Consider the following 17,765-nt stretch of genomic DNA (forward strand, 5'->3'; position numbering starts at 1 on the left):
CGGGCTCAGCTGTCCTGGAGGATCCGTTCGACGATCTCGTGCGGGGTGAACCGCCAGCCCATCCGTTCGCCCCGCACGCGCGGGTCCGCGCCGTCCTCGCGGGCGCCGTCAATCGTGATCAGCGTCTTCCACAAGGCCCAGCCGCGGCCACGCTGCCAGGTGGCCTCGTCCAACGCGAGACCGTCGCGGAACGTCCTGGCGCTCTCGTCGTCGAAGAAGTTCCACGCCATCAGCAGGTCGCAGGCCGGGTCGCCGACGCACGAGCAGCCGAAGTCGATGACCGCGTTCAGGGCACCGTCGGAGACCAGGAGGTTCGAGGCCGTGAGATCGCCGTGGACCCACACCGGCGGGCGCTCCCACTGGCTGGCCAGCGCGGTCTCCCAGCACGCCGTTGCAGCCGGGGCGTCGATCTCGTCCTTCAGCACCTCGATCGAACGCCGCGTCCACTCGTCCCAGTAGCCGACCGGGCCGCCTCGCTCCGCGCTGTGCTGGCCGTAGGGCGGTCCGTCGGTGCCGTCGATCGACTGCAGCGCGGTGAGGAATCCCGCGACCTGCTTGGCGAAACCGTCGAAGTCCGTCAGTCCGCTCGTGCTCGCGCGCGTGCCTTCGATCCAGCGGTAGACCGACCAAGGCCAGGGATACTCCGCGTTCGGTTGGCCCAGAGCGACAGGTGACGGGATCGGGACCGGCAGCCGCGAGGCGAGCAACGGCAACCACCGTTGCTCCTTCGCGACCTGCCCGACGTACCCCTCGCCGCTCGGCATTCGGACCGACATGGCGTCGCCGAGCCGGAACGTGAAGTTGTCCCAGCCGTTCAACTTGACCGGCCGTACGGGCAGGTCGGCCCACTGCGGGAACTGCTCGGCGACCAGCCGGGCCGCGACGTCGACGGTGATCTCGCTTCTGTCCATCGCCGCCGATCCTCGCGTACGGGCAACCCGCCGGCACCTCATTTACCCGCAGGGGTCAGATCCACCCGCGCCGGGTCGCCTCCATCGCGACCTGGAACCTGGTCCGCGCGCCGAGCCGGTCCATCAACTTGGTGATGTGCCGCTGGACCGTCCGTTCGCTCAACCCCAGCGCGCGACTGGCCGCCTTGTCCGTCGCGCCGGCGGCCAGCAACGTGAGCAGGCTCGCCTCCTCCTGCGAGAGCTCGTCCGGCAGCCCGCGTTCGACCCGCTCCACCCCGGACGCCGCCAGCCGGACGGGAACGCTGCGGTCCCAGCTGGCCTCGAACAGCGCGATCAGCGCGTCGAGCAGCGGCGACGGGTGGATCAGGTACGACGCCGTCAGCACGTTGTCGCCGTCGCGGAGCAGCGGGATGATCGCGAGCCGGTCGTCGGAGATCGCGAGCTTCATGGGGAGCTCGGTCGCGATGCGGGCCTGCTCGCCGAGCCGCAAGCCGTTCTTGACATCGTCCAGCCAGCCGGGCAGCTCGAGCACGGTCTGGTCGTAGATCACGCGGTAGTTGACGCCGCCCTTGAGCAGGTCGAGCTCGACCGCGTTCGACTCGATGTGTGCCTGCGGCGTCGCGTACGGTGGCCGGTCGAAGCCGCGCATCTGATGACGCGTCTGCTGCTGCATGTGGACCCAGCGCTGCATGACCTCGCCGCGCCCCGAGATCACCTCGACCAGTTCGCCGGGGTGGGCGAAGCGCGCACCCGCGCGGTACATCTTCATCAGCGCCGGCACGTGCGAACGAACGTCGTGCAGCGCTCGTTCGCGTTCCCGCACGATCGCCTCGACGCCGGTGTCGGGCGACACAGTGACGTACCGCGTCGGCCGGCCGTCCAGCCGGATCACCAGGCCGAGCTCGACCATGCCGGTGAGGATTCGGCGGGTGGCCGATTCCGGCAGCCGGCACTCCTCGGCGAGCTCGGTCACCGTGGCCTGGGCACGGCGTACGAGCGCGTCGTACACGACTTCTTCTTGCTCGTTCAGCCCAATCGCTTCGAGCACGTGCCCTCCCGGGAACCAAGCGGGACCTGTCGGGATCCAGCCACCTGGCAGAAACTCGCCGCCGCTCCGATCTTGTCGGTTATCGCGCCGAAGTGCCACCTTGCTTGCTGATCGGCGTAACGAAGGAGCTCCATGTCGCTGTCCGTCGCCCGGCATCGCGGGCAGTACACGTTGCTGTACGTCTGGTTCGCCGCGGTGCTCCTCGCCGCCCTCATGCCCGGGACCGCCGAGGCCGCGCCCCCTGACCCGCGAAGCCCGGCGGTCCTGGCCAAGGTCGACCCCGCACTGCGCGGGCAGCTCACCCAACGTGCCGGCACGATCGAGGCGATCGTGACGCTGCGGGCGGATCCGACGCCCGGCGCGCCCGCCGACCTCGCCGCGTTCGCCGAGGCGACGCAGGCGGAGCTCGTCGACCGGGTACGCGGTGCCGGCGACGAGGTCGTCGCCACGTTCTGGCTGAAGAACATGGTCCTCGTCAAGGCCAAGCCGTCGACCCTCGAAGCGCTGACCGCGCTGGAGTCGGTCGAGAAGATCATCCCGAACTTCGAGCTGACCCGGCCCGAACCGCAACCAGGCAAGGACATCCGCGCTGCCGCCGCCGCGACGTGGGGGCTGAGCAAGATCGGCGCCGACCGCGTCCAGGCCGAACGTGGCCTCACCGGCGAGGGCGTACGGGTCGCCGTTCTCGACACCGGCATCGACCCCGCGCACCCCGACCTGGCCGGCAAGCTCGTCACCGACGATCCGAACGACCCCGAGTTCCCCGGCGGCTGGATCGAGTTCGACGACGACGGCCAGCCGATCCACTCCACGCCGCACGACAGCAGCTTCCACGGCACCCACGTCGCCGGAACGATCGCCGGCGGAGACAAGTCCGGCACCCAGATCGGCGTCGCTCCCGGCGCGGAGCTGATGGCTGGCCTGGTGATCCCGGCCGGCTCCGGCACGATCGCGCAGGTCATCGCCGGCATGCAGTGGGCGATCGCCCCGTTCGACGCCGACGGCAACCCGGCCGGGCGACCGGCCGACGTCGTGAGCATGTCGCTCGGCGCGGAAGGGCACGCCGACGAGCTGGTCGAGCCGGCCCGCAACATCCTCGCCGCCGGATCGTTCCCGTCGTTCGCGATCGGGAACGACTGCCTGGCCGACTCCTCGAGCAGCCCGGGCAACGTCTTCGAGTCCGTCGCAGTTGGAGCGACCGACAGCAACGACAACGTGGCCGGGTTCTCCTGCGGCGAGGTGGTCGCGAAGACCGACTGGATCGACGCTCCGGCGGAGTGGCCGGACTCGTACGTCGTCCCGGACCTCTCCGCGCCCGGCGTGGACGTGCTTTCCGCCATGCCTGGTGGGGAATACGCGTCGTTCAACGGAACGTCGATGGCCACACCGCACGTGTCCGGGACCGTCGCGTTGATGTTGCAGGCCCGACACGATCTGAGCGTCGAGGACGTGCTGGAGATCCTCATCGGGACGGCGGTCGCCGACGACCGCTACGGTGCCCTGCCGAATCCGCGGTACGGCTATGGCCGGATCGACGCGTACGCGGCCGTCGCCGAGGCCAGCCTGACCAGTGGCATCCGCGGAACCGTCCGCGACGACACGTCCGGCCGCAGCCTCGCCGGCGTGACCGTCGAGCGGCTCGACGACGGGCGCACGGTGTCGACGGACGCGCAGGGGAGGTTCGAGTTTCGGCTCGCCGCGGGAACGTATGACCTGCGGCTCAGCCGGTTCGGCTACTACCCCTCGACCGAGCGGGTCGTCGTGAAGGCGAACGGCTACACCGACGTCACGCTCGAGCTCGACCCGACGAGGCGAGGCACGATCAGCGGTCGCGTCGTCTACGGGCCGACCGGATCGACCGTTCCGGGAACGACCGTCCGCGTGCTCGACGTGCCCGATTCCCTTGTGAGCCTGACGGATCGCAGCGGCCGCTATACGATCGAGGACGTGCCCGAAGGCACCTATCAGGTGGTCGCGAGCGCACCGGGCATCTCCTCGTCCGCTCCGGCATCGGTCCGGGTGCGCGGCTCCGTGCGGAAGGACCTCACGCTGCCGCGACCGTTCCCCACCGAGCGCGTGTCGCTCGCGTCCGACGGTCGGCAGGCGAACGGCACCACCTGGTGGCCCAAGCTGAGCGCGGACGGGACCACGATCGCGTACGGCAGCACGTCCTCCAACCTCGTGGAGGGCGACACGAACGTCGAGTGGGACACGTTCGTCACCGACCTGCGCACCGGCGAGACCGAGCGGGTGTCGGTGTCCTCGGATGGCCAACAGGGCAACAGTTTCTCGCTCACCCCGACGCTCAGCGCGGACGGCCGGTACGTCGGCTACAACAGCGGTGCCACGAACCTTGTTGCGGGCGACACGAACGGGCAGACCGACAGCTTCGTGTTCGACCGGCAGACCCGGACGACCACTCGCGTGTCCGTCGCCTCCGACGGCGGCCAGTCCGACGGGCTGTCCTCGCCGCCGTCGTTCTCCGCCGATGGTCGGTACGTGGTGATCACCAGCGACGCGACGAACCTCGCCCCCGGCGACACCAACAACGCGACCGACGTGTTCGTGCACGATCGGCAGACCGGCACGACCGAACGGGTCTCGGTCGAATCGGCCGGTGGGCAAGGCGATCTGGCCTCCCGCGAGGGCTCGATCAGCGGCGACGGCCGGTACGTCACGTTCCACAGCGACGCGACGAACCTGGTCGCCGGCGACACGAACGCCACCACCGACGTCTTCGTGCACGACCGGACGACTGGCGTCTCCGAGCGCGTCCCGGCGCCGCGAGCCGGGGAGGCCCGCGAGCCGGTGATCTCGGCGAACGGCAACGTGGTGGTGTTCGGCAACCGCACCGGGTTCGCCTCAGGCCAGTTGTTCGCGTACGACCGGGCCGCCGGGACGACCGAGCAGCTCTCGGTCGCCGTCGACGGCGGCGACGCGAACGACTCCGCGTACGCGCCGTCCCTGAGTGCGGACGGTCGGACGGTCGCGTTCTACAGCTTCGCCTCGAACCTCGCGCCGGGCAGCACCGAGTGGAAGGCGGAGGTGTACCTCCGGGACCGCACCGCGCGGACCACGGCGCGGGTGTCGATGGGTCCGGGCGAGGTGCTCGGAGACGGCTGGTCGGAGCTGCCCACGATCAGCGGCGACGGGCGGTATGTCGCGTTCCAGAGTGCGGCGGCGAACCTCGTCACCGGTGACACGAACCGGGCGTCGGACATCTTCGTCCACGACCGGGTCGCCGGGCCGCAGGCGCGGTTCGCTCTTACCGGGTTGACGATCAGCCCGCGTGAGGCGCGCGGTGGCCGCCCCGTGCACGTCACCGCCTGGCTGAAGAACGTCGGCGAGGCGGCCGGCCCGTACCAGGCCATGCTGCGCGTCGACGGCTCGATCGACCAGCGCCGAACGGTGCAGGTCGGGGCTGGCCGCGAGGTGCGGGTGTCGTTCGACGTTCGGCGCACCGTGCGCGGGACGTACACCGTCCAGCTTGGACAGCTCTCCGGGCAGTTCACCGTGGGGCGTTGACCGTGGGCTAGCGTCGGGCGATGCGCAACTGGGGTGCACGCGTCCACGAGATCCGACTGCAGGGGCTGCGGGCCGTCGTGCTCGAGAACGAGCTGCTGCGGGTGACCATTCTCGCCGACAAGGGCACCGATGTCGTGGAGTTCAACGCCAAACGCGAGGACCTCGACTTCGTCTGGTGGACCGCCGACGGGCTGCGCGGTGCGCCGGCCGACTTCTTCGACGGCTACGAGGGCGGCTGGCAGGAGGTGCTGCCGAACGGCGGTCCGCCCGTCGAGCATCGCGGCGCGCGGTTCGACCAGCACGGCGAGGTCGCCGGCCTGCCCTGGGACTACGCGATCGTCGAGGACACCGAAGAGGTCGTGAGCGTGCGCTTCTCGGTGCGCGCGCGCCGCGTCCCCCTGCACGTGGTCAAGACGATGACGCTGCGGTCCGGCGCGGCCGCGTTGTCGATCGTGGAGGAGGCGACGAACGAGTCGCCGGTGCCGATCGACGCGATGTGGGGCCACCACCTCACGTTCGGCCGCCCGTTCGCCGGACCCGGGTGCGAGGTCCGGCTGCCGGACGGCCTCGACGTGCACGCGCACGACGGCGCGGTCAACCCGTCCGGTGTCCGTCGGTTGTCGGGCGATCCGGCGGCGGTCGACTGGAGCGTGCTGCCCGAGCCGGGGACGCCGAGTGAACTGCTCTACCTGACCGGGTTCGGTGAGGTGGGCCAGTACGACGTTGTCGATCCACAGCGCGCGTTGGGTCTTCGGGTGCGCTGGGACGCGACGACGATGCCTTGGCTGTGGTTCTGGCAGGAGTTCGGCGCGCACCGCGACTATCCCTGGTACGGCAGGAACTACAACATCGGCCTGGAACCGTTCTCCTCCTACCCGTCGAACGGCCTCCCCGACGCCGTGGCCAACGGCACCGCGCTGGTGATCGAGCCGCACGGCACCGTGCGGAACTGGCTGGAGGCGACCGTCGTCGTGCAGGACGGCGACTGGAAGCCGATGACGCGCTAGCCCTCAGAGCTCGAGCGTCCTCAGGTCGACGGCGTTGGCCATCGCCTCGGCGCCTTCGTCGTTGAGGTGCATGCCGTCGCCGCTGTCGAACGCGGGGTGGATGGTGTCGGGGACTTCGGGGTCCTCGACCGCGCTGGCCACGTCGAAGACCGCGTCGAACGTGTCGGTCGTGCGGATCCACTCGTTCACCTCGCGCCGGATCGCGAGGCCCTCGGGCGAGCTCACGCCCGGGTAGATCGCGTTGCCGTACGGGCCGATGGTCGCGGCGAGGATCCGCAGACCGGCGTCGCGGGCACGCTTCGCCAGCGACTCGAAGCCCGCCACGAGGTCGGCGGCGCTCGCGGGCGGCTCGCCGGCCATGCCGGGTAGGCCGAGGTCGTTGATGCCGAAGTGCACGAGCACGTGAGCCACGCCGGGGATCGAGAGGACGTCGCGGTCGAAGCGGGCGAGTCCGTGCTGGCCGATCTCGTCGCGCAGCAGCCGGTTCCCGGCGATGCCTTGGTTGACGATCCATCCGCGCGGGAGCCGACGGTTGAGGAAGTCCACCGATCGGTGGTTCGCGCCGATCGTCGAGCCCACGCCCTCGAACCACGAGTCGCCGAACGCCACCCCGATCGCTGTGCCGTCCGGGACGAGCACGTCGACGCCGGACACGAAGAAGCGCCCGTGCACCGGCTCGGCGTCGCCGACCTGGGCGTTCTCCATCGGCATATGGGAGTACGTCGCGAGCCCGGTCTCCTCGGGGAGCTCGAGGCTGAGCACCAGGTCCGAGCCGGCTGCCACCGGCTGGTCGACCGGGTCCGCGACAGCCTCCTCGCCGGGCGGGATCACGACCTCTTTGGCGCCGCCGAAGGTCAGCACCTGATCGCCCGCCACCGCGCGACCGACGACCAGCGGGGCGCGCCCGTACAGGCTGGTCAGCCGTACCCGGAACCGCTCACCACCGCCCGCCAGCCGCAGCACCTGCCGCACGGTTTGGCCGGCGAACGACCGCGGCTCGGAGAGCTGGATCGACTCGTACGGACTGATCACGGCAGAACGAAAGCCCGCTGTCCACATTGCTAGCTCCCTCCAGAAGAGTGCTTCGAAGTTGAAACATAACACACTGCTTCGAATTCGAACCACTATGCTGGCGCCCGTGAACGACGCGCTGGAACCCAGGCAGCTCGAGGCGTACTTCGTGCTGATGGAAGCGGTCAGCCTGCTCCAGCACTCTGTCGAACAGCAGCTCCGGACCGAGGGCGGTATCAGCTACGTCCAGTTCCAGCTGCTCGCCAGGCTGGCTGCCGTCGACGAGCCCCTCACCATGACTCAGCTCGCCGACGGCGTTGTCTACAGCCGCAGCGCCGTGACGTACCAGGCCGCCCAGCTGGAGGAGGCCGGCCTCATCACCCGCGCCTCGAGCCCCGACGACGAGCGCGCCACGCTGGTGACGATCACCGCCGCCGGCCGTGCCCTCGTCGACCGCGTCCTGCCCGGCCACGTCCAGGTCATCCGGCCGATGCTGTTCGACCCGCTGACCGACGAGGACCTGGACCAGCTCGGCCACATCATGACCCGCGTCCGCGACCACATGCGCGCCCAGCCGCCCCGCTCCGCCAGCCGCCGCCGGCCTACGAAGCCGAGCCCGTGAGCAACGACTTGACGGCGTTCTCGAAGCCCGCCATCGCGGAACGGTAGAAGGTCGGCCCGTACGACACCCGCGCCACTCCCAGCTCCCGCAGCACGTCGAGGGTCAGCTCGTCGCTCGCGTTGCCGTTGACCGGGCACTCCAAGCCGGCGACGAGCTCGGCGAGGTCGGCCCGCGCACGCACGCCGATCGGGTAGACGCAGTCCGCGCCCGCGTCGCGGTACAGCCGTCCGCGCCGGACCGTCTCCGCGATCCGCTGCCCTTCCGGGACGCCGTTGGGGGGCAGGAACGTGTCCACGCGCGCGTTCACGACGAGCGGCACGCCCGCCTCGTCCGCCGCCTCACGGACCGAAGCCAGCCACGCCGCCTGCTTCCCGGCGTCCACCAAGCCGCCCGCACGGTGGTCGGTGTCCTCCAGGTTGCAGCCCACCACGCCGATCTCCAGCAGCCGGTCCACCAGCTCGCGCGGCTCCATCCCGTACCCCGCCTCGGCGTCGACCGTCACGGGAACCGTCACCGAGCGCGCGACCCGTCCCGCCGCGGCGAACATCTCCGACCAGGGCGCGCCCTCGCCATCCGGGTAGCCGAGCATCCCCGCGATCGCGTTGCTCGCCGTCGCGACGGCCGGGAACCCCGCCGTGGCGACGATCGAGGCGCTGGTCGCGTCCCACACGTTCGGCAGCACCAACAGCTCCCCGGTATGCAGGTCGCGCAGCAGGTCGGCTTGTGCCTTCAAGGATTCGGTGGTCATGAGGTCTCTCCAGTTCTGACGGTATTCGTCGTGTCTGGAGATACAGACACCGCCGAGGCCGGAAAGTGATCGGTCAGAGCCTGGAGCGGGGACCAGTCGGGCTGGTACGTCGGCCAGTACTCGGTGGCGAGTTCGTCGAACAGGTCCCTTGCACGGCTGACGATGGTGAGGATCCCGTCGGGTTTGGCGGCTGCTCCCAGCGCTCGGGCGGCCAGGTCGTTCCGCGGGCCGCCGAAGCGGTGAACGGTGGTGCCGACCTCGCGGTCGCGGAGCATCATCGCGAGCACCAGGCAGCGGCGCGGCAGCTCGAGCGCGAGGTGGGTCCCGATGAGCAGGTCGTGGCGGGCTGCTTTGACGACGGCTTGGACGGCGAGGAAGCGGAACTCGTTGACGAGGGCCGGCACCTCCTCGGGCTTGGCCGCCCTTGGAGCGTCGTCGGCGGGCGGCACCTCGATCCGCTTCCGCTTGGTCCCGGGGATGGCGTCCTCGTTCGGCACCACGACGAGGTCGATCCGGCGGCCGTCCTTGAGCACGACGCGCGTGGTGTTTCCCGCGACCTCGTACGCCCACACGGTGCCGAGGCCGGACAGCCAACCAAGGTTGGCGTTCTCGACGTGCGGGGTGACGAGGGCGACGTCCAGGTCGCTCCACTCGTCCAGCTCGCTCGACGCGGCCGAGCCGAACACCCAGACCTGTTCGACTTTCCGTTCGGCTGCCACCGCCGCGATCGCGAGTATGGCCGACTCGTGCCAACTCACCTCGTCACCTCCCGCCCAGCGGCGTCATTCGAGCATCCGCGCCAGCGCCGGCCGAATGCCCCACTCCCGCGTCATCGCCGCGTACTCGCGCTCGATCGCCTCGGTCGGCTCGGCGCCCGTCCGGAGCGCTCGCAACAGGATGTTCCGCGGCGTGTGCTCGCTGCCCACGAACTGGACCGCGTCGACACGATAGCCATGCTGGCGGAGAAGAGAACTGCGCACGGCATCGGTGAGGACGTCGGCGAACCGTTCCCGAAGGATCCCGTGCCGGGCGATCATGACGTACGGCTCCGGCGTGGCGGCCTTGCTCAACTGGGCTTGGAGGTCGTGGTGGCAACAGGGAGCGGCCAGGATCACCGGCGCCTGCCATCGGATCGCCCGCGCGAGTGCCTCGTCGGTGGCGGTATCGCAAGCGTGCAAGGAGAGGACGACGTCCGGGGGGTCGGGGAGCTCGGCCACGGCGATGGAGGACTCGTGGAAGGTGAGGTGACGCCCGAGGCCGAGCGACTCCGCGAGCTCGGTGTTCCGCCGCCGCGCCTGCGGCCGTACGTCGATGCCCACCACGTTTGCCGGCAGTTTCCTGACATCGAGGAGATAGGCGGTGGCAGCGAAGGTCAGATAGGCGTTTCCGCAGCCGAGGTCCACCACCCGCAGAGGTCTGGAGGATGTGGGCTCCGGCAGCTTGCCCGAGGTGAGGGCGTCGTCGATCGCTGGTCCGAGGATGCGGAGGAACTCGTCGACCTGCCGGTACTTCGCCTGCCGGCTCGGCTTCACCTGCCCCCGCGGATCGGTGATCCCGACCGCGCGGAAGACCGGGTGCTCGGCAGTGAGGACGCGCGGTTTTGGTCGGTCGTGCTGCCGATCGACGGCCGTCCCGGTCTCGGCTGACGTCACGTGCACGAGCGCGTTGCCCTTCTTCGTGATCCGCACCTGGATCGACTCGGTCGCGGTCTCCACGTGCCAGTTCGCGAACGGGGCTTGGAGCAACTCGTCGAGCAAGGACTCCGCGGCCATCGTTCCCGCCGGCGCGTTCCTGGCCCGAGCGCGCGTCTCGTCGTACGTGGTCACCTCGAGCGCACGTCCGCCCTTGAGGTCGATGTAGCGGAGCTCGGCCCGCCGCCACGGCACAGCGGCTCCCCGTCGCCGTCCAGCGGCGACCGCCCGCGCCAGGCTGCTCGCGTCGAGCACCGCTCGTCGCACCTGGTCCAGCGCTTCCTCAACGGGTACAGATCTTGTGGCCATCTAAGGCCGGACCGTAGCCCTCCAGGCCACTCTGTGTCGCGCGCATTAACGCCCGCTCAGCTCTGGCGGGCCTCCTGGGCGATGGCGCGTGCTGCCGCACGCTCTCGGGAGCCGGTCAGCTTCCAGGTGCCGTCGCGAGGGGAGTTCCAGTAGAGGAACAAGACGGCTCCACGTTCCTTCGCCAAGGCCCAGTCGTCGCGCAGGGTTTGGATGCGGACGGTTTCGCCGCGGGAGTCGTCGATGCCTCGTTCGACGATGCCCCACGGCTTGCCGCTCGGCACGCGGAGCTCCTTCCACCAGCGGTTGAAGCCGCGGTCGCCGCGGATCGGGCCGAAGTCCCAGCCGGGCGAGTACACGTCGATGCCCACCGCGTCCGCGGCCCGGGCGGCGTCGATCCAGCCGGCATTCGTGTCGACGTTGCCCTTGGCGTTGGTCTCCCACTGGTACGCCATCGCCACGTACCAGACCTCGACGCCGGGGTTGGCGGCGTGGACGATGCTCACGGTCCGGCGCATCAGTTTCGCGAACGTGGCGCCGGACATGTTGTCCTCGGGCTCGTGATAGACGGTGAACCTCGACCCGCTGGGCAACCCCTTCGCGGTGACGCGAAGCTGGGCGTCGTACTTGCCGTCGAGGAAGCCCTGAACGTCGTTGCCGGGCGGCTTGACCGAGTAGAACTGCCGCTTGGCATCGGTGCGACGCCACTCCTCCCGACCGGCGGGCTTGATGGTCGAGTCGAACGACCTTCGGATGGCGAGCTTGCCCCCACCCAGTTGCTGGTTCGTCTCGTCCCACAGCTGTTGCGACGTCCCGTCGCCGCCCGCGTTCGCGCCGAACCAGGGGAGTGGGACAGCGGCGCTCGACGATGGGATCGTTCCCATGAGGAGCGGAACGGTGGCGATCAGAACGGCGACGAGTCTCTTCATCCAGGGCTCCTGTGCTGGTTTATGGCACGGATTGCCCAGGTAACACCGGAGTTGAGACGGGCGCAAGATCTCAACGTTGCACAGCCGGTGGCACCAAGTGGCCTTGCCGATCCAGCAAACTCAGCCCGCTGTCGATCCCGCGGTCAGCCCGACCAGCTCGCTGCTCACCCGCCAGAGCTTGGCCGCGGTGGATTCGTCGTAGCTGAGCGGGGACGTTCTCTTGGACTTGCCGGCGGCGAAGTAGCGACCGGTCACCTGCTCGAGGTCGGGACTGGATGCCAGCCGGATCGCCGTGGTGGCACCTTGGGCCGGGGTCTTCATGAAGGGGCGGAGGAGAGGAACGAGGAGTCGTTGGGTACGGCCGGGGTCCTCGGCTCCGAAGGAGGTGCTCACCAGGCCCGGATGCAGCGCGTTCGCGGTGACGTCGCGATGCCGCAGCCGCCGCGCGAGCTCGTAGCTGAACATCACGTTCGCGAGCTTGGACTGGTTGTAGGCCGTTGCTCCGGAATACGCCCGTTCCCCTTGGAGGTCGTCGAAGTCGATCCGCCCCATCGACTGGGCGTTCGACGCGACCGTGACGACGCGGGCTGAGCCGGTGGCTTCGAGCCGGGGGAGGAGCAGGTTGGTCAGCAGGAACGCCGCGAGGTGGTTGAGCGCGAAGGTGCGTTCGAGCCCGTCCGCGGTGACGTGCCGGGTGTTCCAGTAGCCGCCGACGTTGTTGACCAGATCGTCGATCCGGGGGAGGCGCTGGAGGACCTCGGTCGCCATCCGCCGTACCTCGGACTGGGACGACAGGTCCGCGACGAACACGTCCACCTGCGGGGAGCCGGCGGTGTAGACCTCCGCGGCCGCCTGGGTCGTACGCCGGTGGTCCCGGCCGGTGATCGCGACGTGCGCTCCCATCGTGGCCAGCCCGAGCGCGATCCCCTTGCCGATCCCGCTCGTGCCGCCGGTCACCAGCACGGCCTTGCCAGTCATCCTCATGTCAGGCGCTCAGCTCCCAGCCGCCATCGCCGGTTCCCAGAGGGCCAGTCGTTTGTTGACGGGCTCCAGCACCAGGTACATCAGCAGGCCGATGAACACGACTGCGATGCCGGCACATGTTGGGTTCGCTTCACCCTACGCGCGGATCGCTCGACCGCATCGGGAATCAGCCGCGTCATGGCTCGATGCGGACCTCGTGCGTGCTGTCCGGTTGGGCGAACGCCAACAGCGCCAGCGCCTCGGGTTCGATCGCTTGGCGGTCCGCCTTGGTGAGCTTCCGCAAGGGCCGGACCGTGAGGGTGGCCGTCCCCTTGGCGGTGGCGAGGGTCCAGGTCGCGGCCACCGTTCCGTCGACGAGGACGGTCGCGGCCACGCCGTCGCCGACGCAGACCTGGCGGCGGATGTCGTCGGTCATCATGCGGGTCCGGTCGGCGTACGCCAGCAGCGGCGCGTCGAAGTCGGGCAGCAGTCGCACCGGCGCCGGCTCGTCCTCGTCCTGGAGCGGCGCGTCGGGTACGTCGAACAGCTCCCGGCCAGCTTCGTCGCGGAACGTCCGCAGGGACGGACGAAGCTGCTCGAAGATCTCCTTGAGCCCGGCGATGCCGGACCACGAACGCGCGTCGCCCACAGTCGCCGGGCCGAAGGCCGCGAGGTAGCGGCGGACCAGCACCCCCAGCGACTCGGCCGAGGCCTCCGCCCGTACGCCGGTCCACGAGGCGAGCTCGAACGGCGTCGCGCCGTAGCTGTTCCACGTCCCGCTCGGCGCCGGATGCACCACCGGCAGCAGGTACTGCACGGTCCAGCCCAGCGCGCTCGCGTCGGCGCCCGGCCGGCTCGCCGCCAGCGCGCGGCCGAGCTCCGGGCGCGTCAACACCGCCCCGCCGGCGAGTAGTTCGCGGGCCTCCGCGACAAGCGCATCGAGGTCCAGGGCGCGCGTACGGCTGCCGAACGTGTTCCGCTGCACCCGCCGGAACAACGGCGCGACCGCGGAACGGATCAGCGCGAAGTCGGCGACCGACACCACGTGCTGGGTCGCGCGCATCAGCACCGACCGGACGACCGTACGGTCCTCGAGCGCGGCGGTCAGCTCCTTGCCGACGAACCCGGCGAGCCGGCTCCAGAGCGCGAGGTACGGCGGGTTCGGACTCTGCGCGTTCAGGCCCAGCACCCGTTCGACCGCGTCCACCACGGGCAGGTCGGCGCGGGCGAGCAGGAGCTGCCGCGCGAGCACGGCTCGGTTGAGGGCCCGCGTGCTGAGCGTTCGCGTCGTCGTCATGCCACGAACGCTAGAACCTCTTCCGGTCAGTTTCTGGCCGGAAATCGTCACCCACCCCGTGCGAACCGCTTCAGTACGCGTCGGACCCGCCGTCTCTCCGCCCACCGCAAGAGTCGATCGAGCATCGATCTCCACCCCCTCTTTTGGCCCTCCCCTGTTCCTCAGCGTGCATGGACACCGCCGGAACCGCAGGTAAACACGAAAGGTCGCGACCGAACTGATACCTAGACTGGCGCCGTGAACCACTACGACGTCGTCGTGGTCGGTGGCGGGCACAACGCCCTCGTCGCCGCGACCTATCTGGCCCGGGCCGGCAAGTCGGTGCTCGTTCTCGAGCGGCTCGACCGCACGGGCGGTGCCGCGGTCAGCGAGGCGACGTTCCCCGGCGTCGACGCCCGGCTCTCGCGGTACTCGTACCTGGTGAGCCTGCTGCCGGACCAGATCGTCTCCGACCTCGGCTTGTCGATCCGGCTCGCGTCGCGGCCCGTGGCGTCGTACACGCCGGTCGAGCGGGACGGCCGGCACACCGGGCTACTGGTGGAACGGGACCCGGGCGCGGCGACCGCGGAGTCGTTCCGGTCCCTGACCGGGTCGGACGCGGAGTACGCGGCGTGGCAGTCGTTCTACGGCGAGCTGGCCGACCTCGCGAAGGTGCTCGGGCCGACGATGCTCGAGCCGCTGCGGTCCGCCGCGGACGTGCGGTCTCTGGTCGGGGCGCGGGCGTTCGAGCGGTTCTGCGAGCGGCCGTTGGGCGAGGTGGTCGAGTCGACGTTCGCCGACGACACCGTGCGCGGGGTGGTCGTGACGGACGGGCTGATCGGGACGTTCACGCACCCACACGACCCGTCGCTGCTGCAGAACCGGTGCTTCCTCTACCACCTGGTCGGCAACGGGACCGGGGAGTGGCGGGTGCCGGTCGGCGGGATGGGCGCGGTGACCGCGGCGCTGGGCGAGGCCGCCGCGGCCGCGGGTGTGACGGTGCTCACGCGCGCGGAGGTGACGTCGGTCGCGGTGGACGGGACGAACGGCGAGGTGACGTACGTCGCGGACGACGCGTCGCACACGGTGTCGTGCTCGTACGTCCTGGCGGGCGTGGCGCCGGCCGTGCTGGACCGGCTGCTCGGACGTACGCCCGCAGTGGTGCCCGAGGGCGCGCAGGTGAAGCTGAACATGGTGGTGACGCGGCTGCCGCGGCTGCGCTCGGGGGCGGATCCCCGCCAGGCGTTCGCGGGGACGTTCCACGTGGCGGAGGACTACTCGGAGCTGGAGACGGCGTACGCGGAGGCGTCCACTGGGGCGTTGCCGACGCGGATGCCGGGCGAGCTGTACTGCCACTCGCTGACGGACCCGTCCATCCTGGGGCCTTCGCTGGTGGCCGAAGGATGGCAGACGTTGACGATGTTCGTCCTGCACACGCCGGCCCGGCTCTTCGCCTCCTCGCCCGAGGCCGCGCGGGACGAGGCGGCGCGGCGGGCGGTGGCTGCGCTGGACGCGTACCTGGAGGAGCCGCTCGCGTCGTGCCTCGCGGTCGACCGGGACGGGCGGCCGTGCCTGGAGGTCAAGTCGCCGCTCGACATCGAGGCCGCGGTCGGCATGCCGGGCGGGCACATCTTCCACGGCGACCTCCAGTGGCCCTGGGCGCCCTCGTCCGACGAGGCCGGCCAATGGGGCGTGGAGACCCCGATCCGCAACCTCCTCCTGTGCGCCAGCGGCGCCCGCCGCGGCGGCGGCGTCAGCGGCATCCCCGGCCACAACGCCGCCCACGCCGTACTGGCCCTCGATTAGCCCGCGACGCGGCAGACTGCTAATATCTCCGAGTCGCGCACCGCTAGCTCAACTGGCAGAGCAGCTGACTCTTAATCAGCGGGTTCGGGGTTCGAGTCCCTGGCGGTGCACCACATTTCAGCAGGTCACAGACTTGTCGAAGCGCGCGTGAGAGGTGCGGTCCCACCGTACCACTCACAATTTCTCACAGGATTCTACGCTGCCTTGCGCTTCCCGCGCTTGTGCAGCTTGCCGATCGAACGGGCAGCGATCTTGAGGTCGTCGTCGTTCGCGTGCACGTACGTCCGGTAGGTGAACGAGGGATCGCAGTGCCCGGCCCACTTGCTGATGATCGAGATCGGCACTCCGGACTTCTCCATGAGACTCAGCGCGGTGTGACGTGAGTCATGGAGCCGGATACGCGAGAGCCCGGCTTGCCGGGCCAATCGCAGGAACTCGTCGGAGTACCACTCCGGGTGCATCGGGTACCCGTTCGCATCCACGGCGAGGTACGCATCGCCCGGGACGTACCAGTTCAGGTCCTTGAGGTACCTCGCGTACCCGTTGCCGGCCCGAAGCCGCTCTTCGGATTGCCGACGATGCAGATCCTTGAGTGCGGCAACGAGCTCGTCGTCCATGGGCAGGGTACGTATCCCGTTGTCGCTCTTCGGGGCCTCGATTCGGATCACGTTGTTGATACACAGCCGGGCTTGGGTGACCGTCAGCGTTTTCGCCTGCAGGTCGATGTCGGACCACCGCAGACCCATCACCTCACCCCGACGCAGCCCGTACATGCTGAGCCGCCAGACGGCATGCAAGCGGTCGCGAGCAGCCAGGTCGAGGAACGTCTGGACATCCGCCTCGTTCCAGATGGCGGGCTTCCGCCGCTTGTAGGTGGGTGGCTCCACGAGCCGCACCACGTTCCGAGCGAGGAGACCCTCGAGCATCGCCATCTCGAATGCCGCGGAGAGCCTTCCCAGCGTTAGCCGTACCGAGCGGGGACCGAGGCCCGTCCCCGGCGGACCGCTGCGCTTCCGTGCCGTCGTCTCCATGTACTCGACCAGTCGCTCGATGTCGGACTTGCTGATCGACTGCATCGGCCGATCGCCGAGTCGCTCTCGTGGGCATCGGAAGGCACCTTGGTAGGAGCGCTTGGTGGAGGCTCGGAGCTCGCGGGTCGCACCCACGAGGTACTCGTCCAGGTACTCGTTGAGCGTCAGCTTGGACTCCTTCACATACGTACCCGCGTTGATCTCGTTGCGGATACGCGCGAGTTCAGCTCGGGCCTCTTTCATGAGGTCGTGTGTACTCGTGCGCTGGAGACGTCTCCCTGTTTCGTCAAGGCCGATGTCGACGACGAGTCGGTATCGGGTACGTCCATCCGCCAGAGTCAGCTTGCGGATCGGTTCTTTCATGGGTTGCTCCTTCCACCGCGGATGCGGGGGGTACAGGCGACGCCAATCGCTGGCGTTCATGAGGGATGCCCGTTCGCGCGATGGCGCGGGCGAGATCACCTGACACGGTGGGCCGTGAGCTCACACCAGATCGGGCTGCAGGACAGCTTGCCATCGTGGAATGCCCTTGTCCAGAAAGACATTCCCCGTCTGGAGCCCTACGCTGCTGGCTCGATTCCCAGGATCCGAAGTAGTTCTGCGGTGGGCACCCGATACGAACTGCCGACATGGATGACGCGACACGGGAACTCGCCTCGTCGGGCGAGCTCGTAGCCTGTGGATCGGCCGAGACCGAGAGCTCGTGCGGCAGTGGTGATGTCTACCGTCGCGGGCATGTGGAGTAGTTCGTCGATAGTGGGTCCAGGGTCGTTTCCCCTTGTCTTGCTCATATACATCGCCTCCCGTCATCGCCTGATGTCACGGATGACCGCACGGATCGAAGGAGCCGACCCGTGCGATCAAGCCATCCGCTAGGTCGGTTCGGATCCT

The 17,765-nt window shown here is 69.5% G+C and carries 15 protein-coding genes and 1 tRNA gene; 5 read left to right on the forward strand and 11 right to left on the reverse strand.

Features of this window, described 5'->3' with window-relative positions; all coding sequences use genetic code 11:
• Positions 1-5 precede the first annotated feature (5 nt).
• Both JOD67_RS15625 and JOD67_RS15630 read right to left on the reverse strand, forming a co-directional pair.
• Positions 6-911, reverse strand: coding sequence for an aminoglycoside phosphotransferase family protein (locus JOD67_RS15625; protein ID WP_205118326.1), 906 nt, complete (start codon positions 909-911; stop codon positions 6-8).
• A 55-nt stretch (positions 912-966) separates the two neighbouring features.
• Positions 967-1,959 carry a helix-turn-helix transcriptional regulator gene (locus tag JOD67_RS15630; protein WP_205118328.1) on the reverse strand — a complete coding sequence of 331 codons (993 nt, stop codon included), beginning with the start codon at positions 1,957-1,959 and terminating at the stop codon, positions 967-969.
• Positions 1,960-2,091: 132 nt separating this feature from the next.
• Here JOD67_RS15630 and JOD67_RS15635 point away from each other — a divergent pair, with 132 nt between their 5' ends.
• Complete coding sequence (locus JOD67_RS15635) at positions 2,092-5,484, forward strand: S8 family serine peptidase (RefSeq protein WP_205118330.1); 3,393 nt, start codon at positions 2,092-2,094, stop codon at positions 5,482-5,484.
• Positions 5,485-5,504: 20 nt separating this feature from the next.
• Positions 5,505-6,491 carry a DUF4432 family protein gene (locus JOD67_RS15640; RefSeq protein ID WP_205118332.1) on the forward strand — a complete coding sequence of 329 codons (987 nt, stop codon included), beginning with the start codon at positions 5,505-5,507 and terminating at the stop codon, positions 6,489-6,491.
• 3 nt (positions 6,492-6,494) lie between these two features.
• On the opposite strand, the gene JOD67_RS15645 is transcribed toward JOD67_RS15640, so the two are convergent.
• The gene (locus JOD67_RS15645) at positions 6,495-7,523 is read right to left on the reverse strand and encodes a GDSL-type esterase/lipase family protein (RefSeq protein ID WP_205118334.1); all 1,029 of its coding nucleotides are present in this window, start codon (positions 7,521-7,523) and stop codon (positions 6,495-6,497) included.
• Positions 7,524-7,629: 106 nt separating this feature from the next.
• On the opposite strand from JOD67_RS15645, the gene JOD67_RS15650 reads away from it, so the two are divergent.
• Positions 7,630-8,124, forward strand: coding sequence for a MarR family winged helix-turn-helix transcriptional regulator (locus JOD67_RS15650; RefSeq protein WP_205118336.1), 495 nt, complete (start codon positions 7,630-7,632; stop codon positions 8,122-8,124).
• Here JOD67_RS15650 and JOD67_RS15655 read toward each other — a convergent pair.
• From JOD67_RS15655 to JOD67_RS15680, 6 genes are all read right to left on the reverse strand, one after another.
• Positions 8,105-8,872, reverse strand: a complete 768-nt coding sequence (locus tag JOD67_RS15655; RefSeq protein ID WP_205118337.1) for an isocitrate lyase/PEP mutase family protein — start codon at positions 8,870-8,872, stop codon at positions 8,105-8,107. The two genes, JOD67_RS15650 and JOD67_RS15655, sit on opposite strands and share 20 nt — an antisense overlap.
• Complete coding sequence (locus JOD67_RS15660; RefSeq protein ID WP_205118339.1) at positions 8,869-9,630, reverse strand: nucleotidyltransferase domain-containing protein; 762 nt, start codon at positions 9,628-9,630, stop codon at positions 8,869-8,871. The genes JOD67_RS15655 and JOD67_RS15660 overlap by 4 nt, the downstream gene beginning before the upstream one ends.
• A 24-nt stretch (positions 9,631-9,654) precedes the next feature.
• On the reverse strand, positions 9,655-10,872 hold the full coding sequence (locus JOD67_RS15665; RefSeq protein WP_205118341.1) for a class I SAM-dependent methyltransferase: 1,218 nt from the start codon (positions 10,870-10,872) through the stop codon (positions 9,655-9,657).
• Between the two features lie 56 nt (positions 10,873-10,928).
• Complete coding sequence (locus JOD67_RS15670) at positions 10,929-11,798, reverse strand: hypothetical protein (RefSeq protein WP_205118343.1); 870 nt, start codon at positions 11,796-11,798, stop codon at positions 10,929-10,931.
• A 120-nt stretch (positions 11,799-11,918) separates the two neighbouring features.
• Positions 11,919-12,782 (reverse strand): SDR family oxidoreductase, encoded by an 864-nt coding sequence (locus tag JOD67_RS15675; protein WP_205118344.1) that lies wholly within the window; start codon positions 12,780-12,782, stop codon positions 11,919-11,921.
• Positions 12,783-12,957: 175 nt separating this feature from the next.
• Positions 12,958-14,058: a winged helix DNA-binding domain-containing protein gene (locus JOD67_RS15680; RefSeq protein ID WP_205118345.1), complete on the reverse strand. Its 1,101-nt coding sequence runs from the start codon at positions 14,056-14,058 to the stop codon at positions 12,958-12,960.
• A gap of 237 nt (positions 14,059-14,295) precedes the next feature.
• Here JOD67_RS15680 and JOD67_RS15685 point away from each other — a divergent pair, with 237 nt between their 5' ends.
• Positions 14,296-15,843, forward strand: coding sequence for a phytoene desaturase family protein (locus JOD67_RS15685; protein WP_205118346.1), 1,548 nt, complete (start codon positions 14,296-14,298; stop codon positions 15,841-15,843).
• A 37-nt stretch (positions 15,844-15,880) separates the two neighbouring features.
• A tRNA-Lys gene (locus JOD67_RS15690) sits at positions 15,881-15,956 on the forward strand.
• Positions 15,957-16,037: 81 nt separating this feature from the next.
• Here the strand turns inward: JOD67_RS15690 and JOD67_RS15695 are convergent.
• Together JOD67_RS15695 and JOD67_RS42390 are read right to left on the reverse strand one after the other, a co-directional pair.
• Entirely contained in the window at positions 16,038-17,117 is a 1,080-nt protein-coding gene (locus JOD67_RS15695; RefSeq protein WP_205118347.1) for a tyrosine-type recombinase/integrase, read from the reverse strand.
• 317 nt (positions 17,118-17,434) lie between these two features.
• On the reverse strand, positions 17,435-17,671 hold the full coding sequence (locus JOD67_RS42390) for a helix-turn-helix domain-containing protein (RefSeq protein ID WP_372442332.1): 237 nt from the start codon (positions 17,669-17,671) through the stop codon (positions 17,435-17,437).
• Positions 17,672-17,765: the final 94 nt, after the last annotated feature.

The sequence above is a fragment of the Tenggerimyces flavus genome, assembly GCF_016907715.1.
GTDB classification, from domain to species: domain Bacteria; phylum Actinomycetota; class Actinomycetes; order Propionibacteriales; family Actinopolymorphaceae; genus Tenggerimyces; species Tenggerimyces flavus.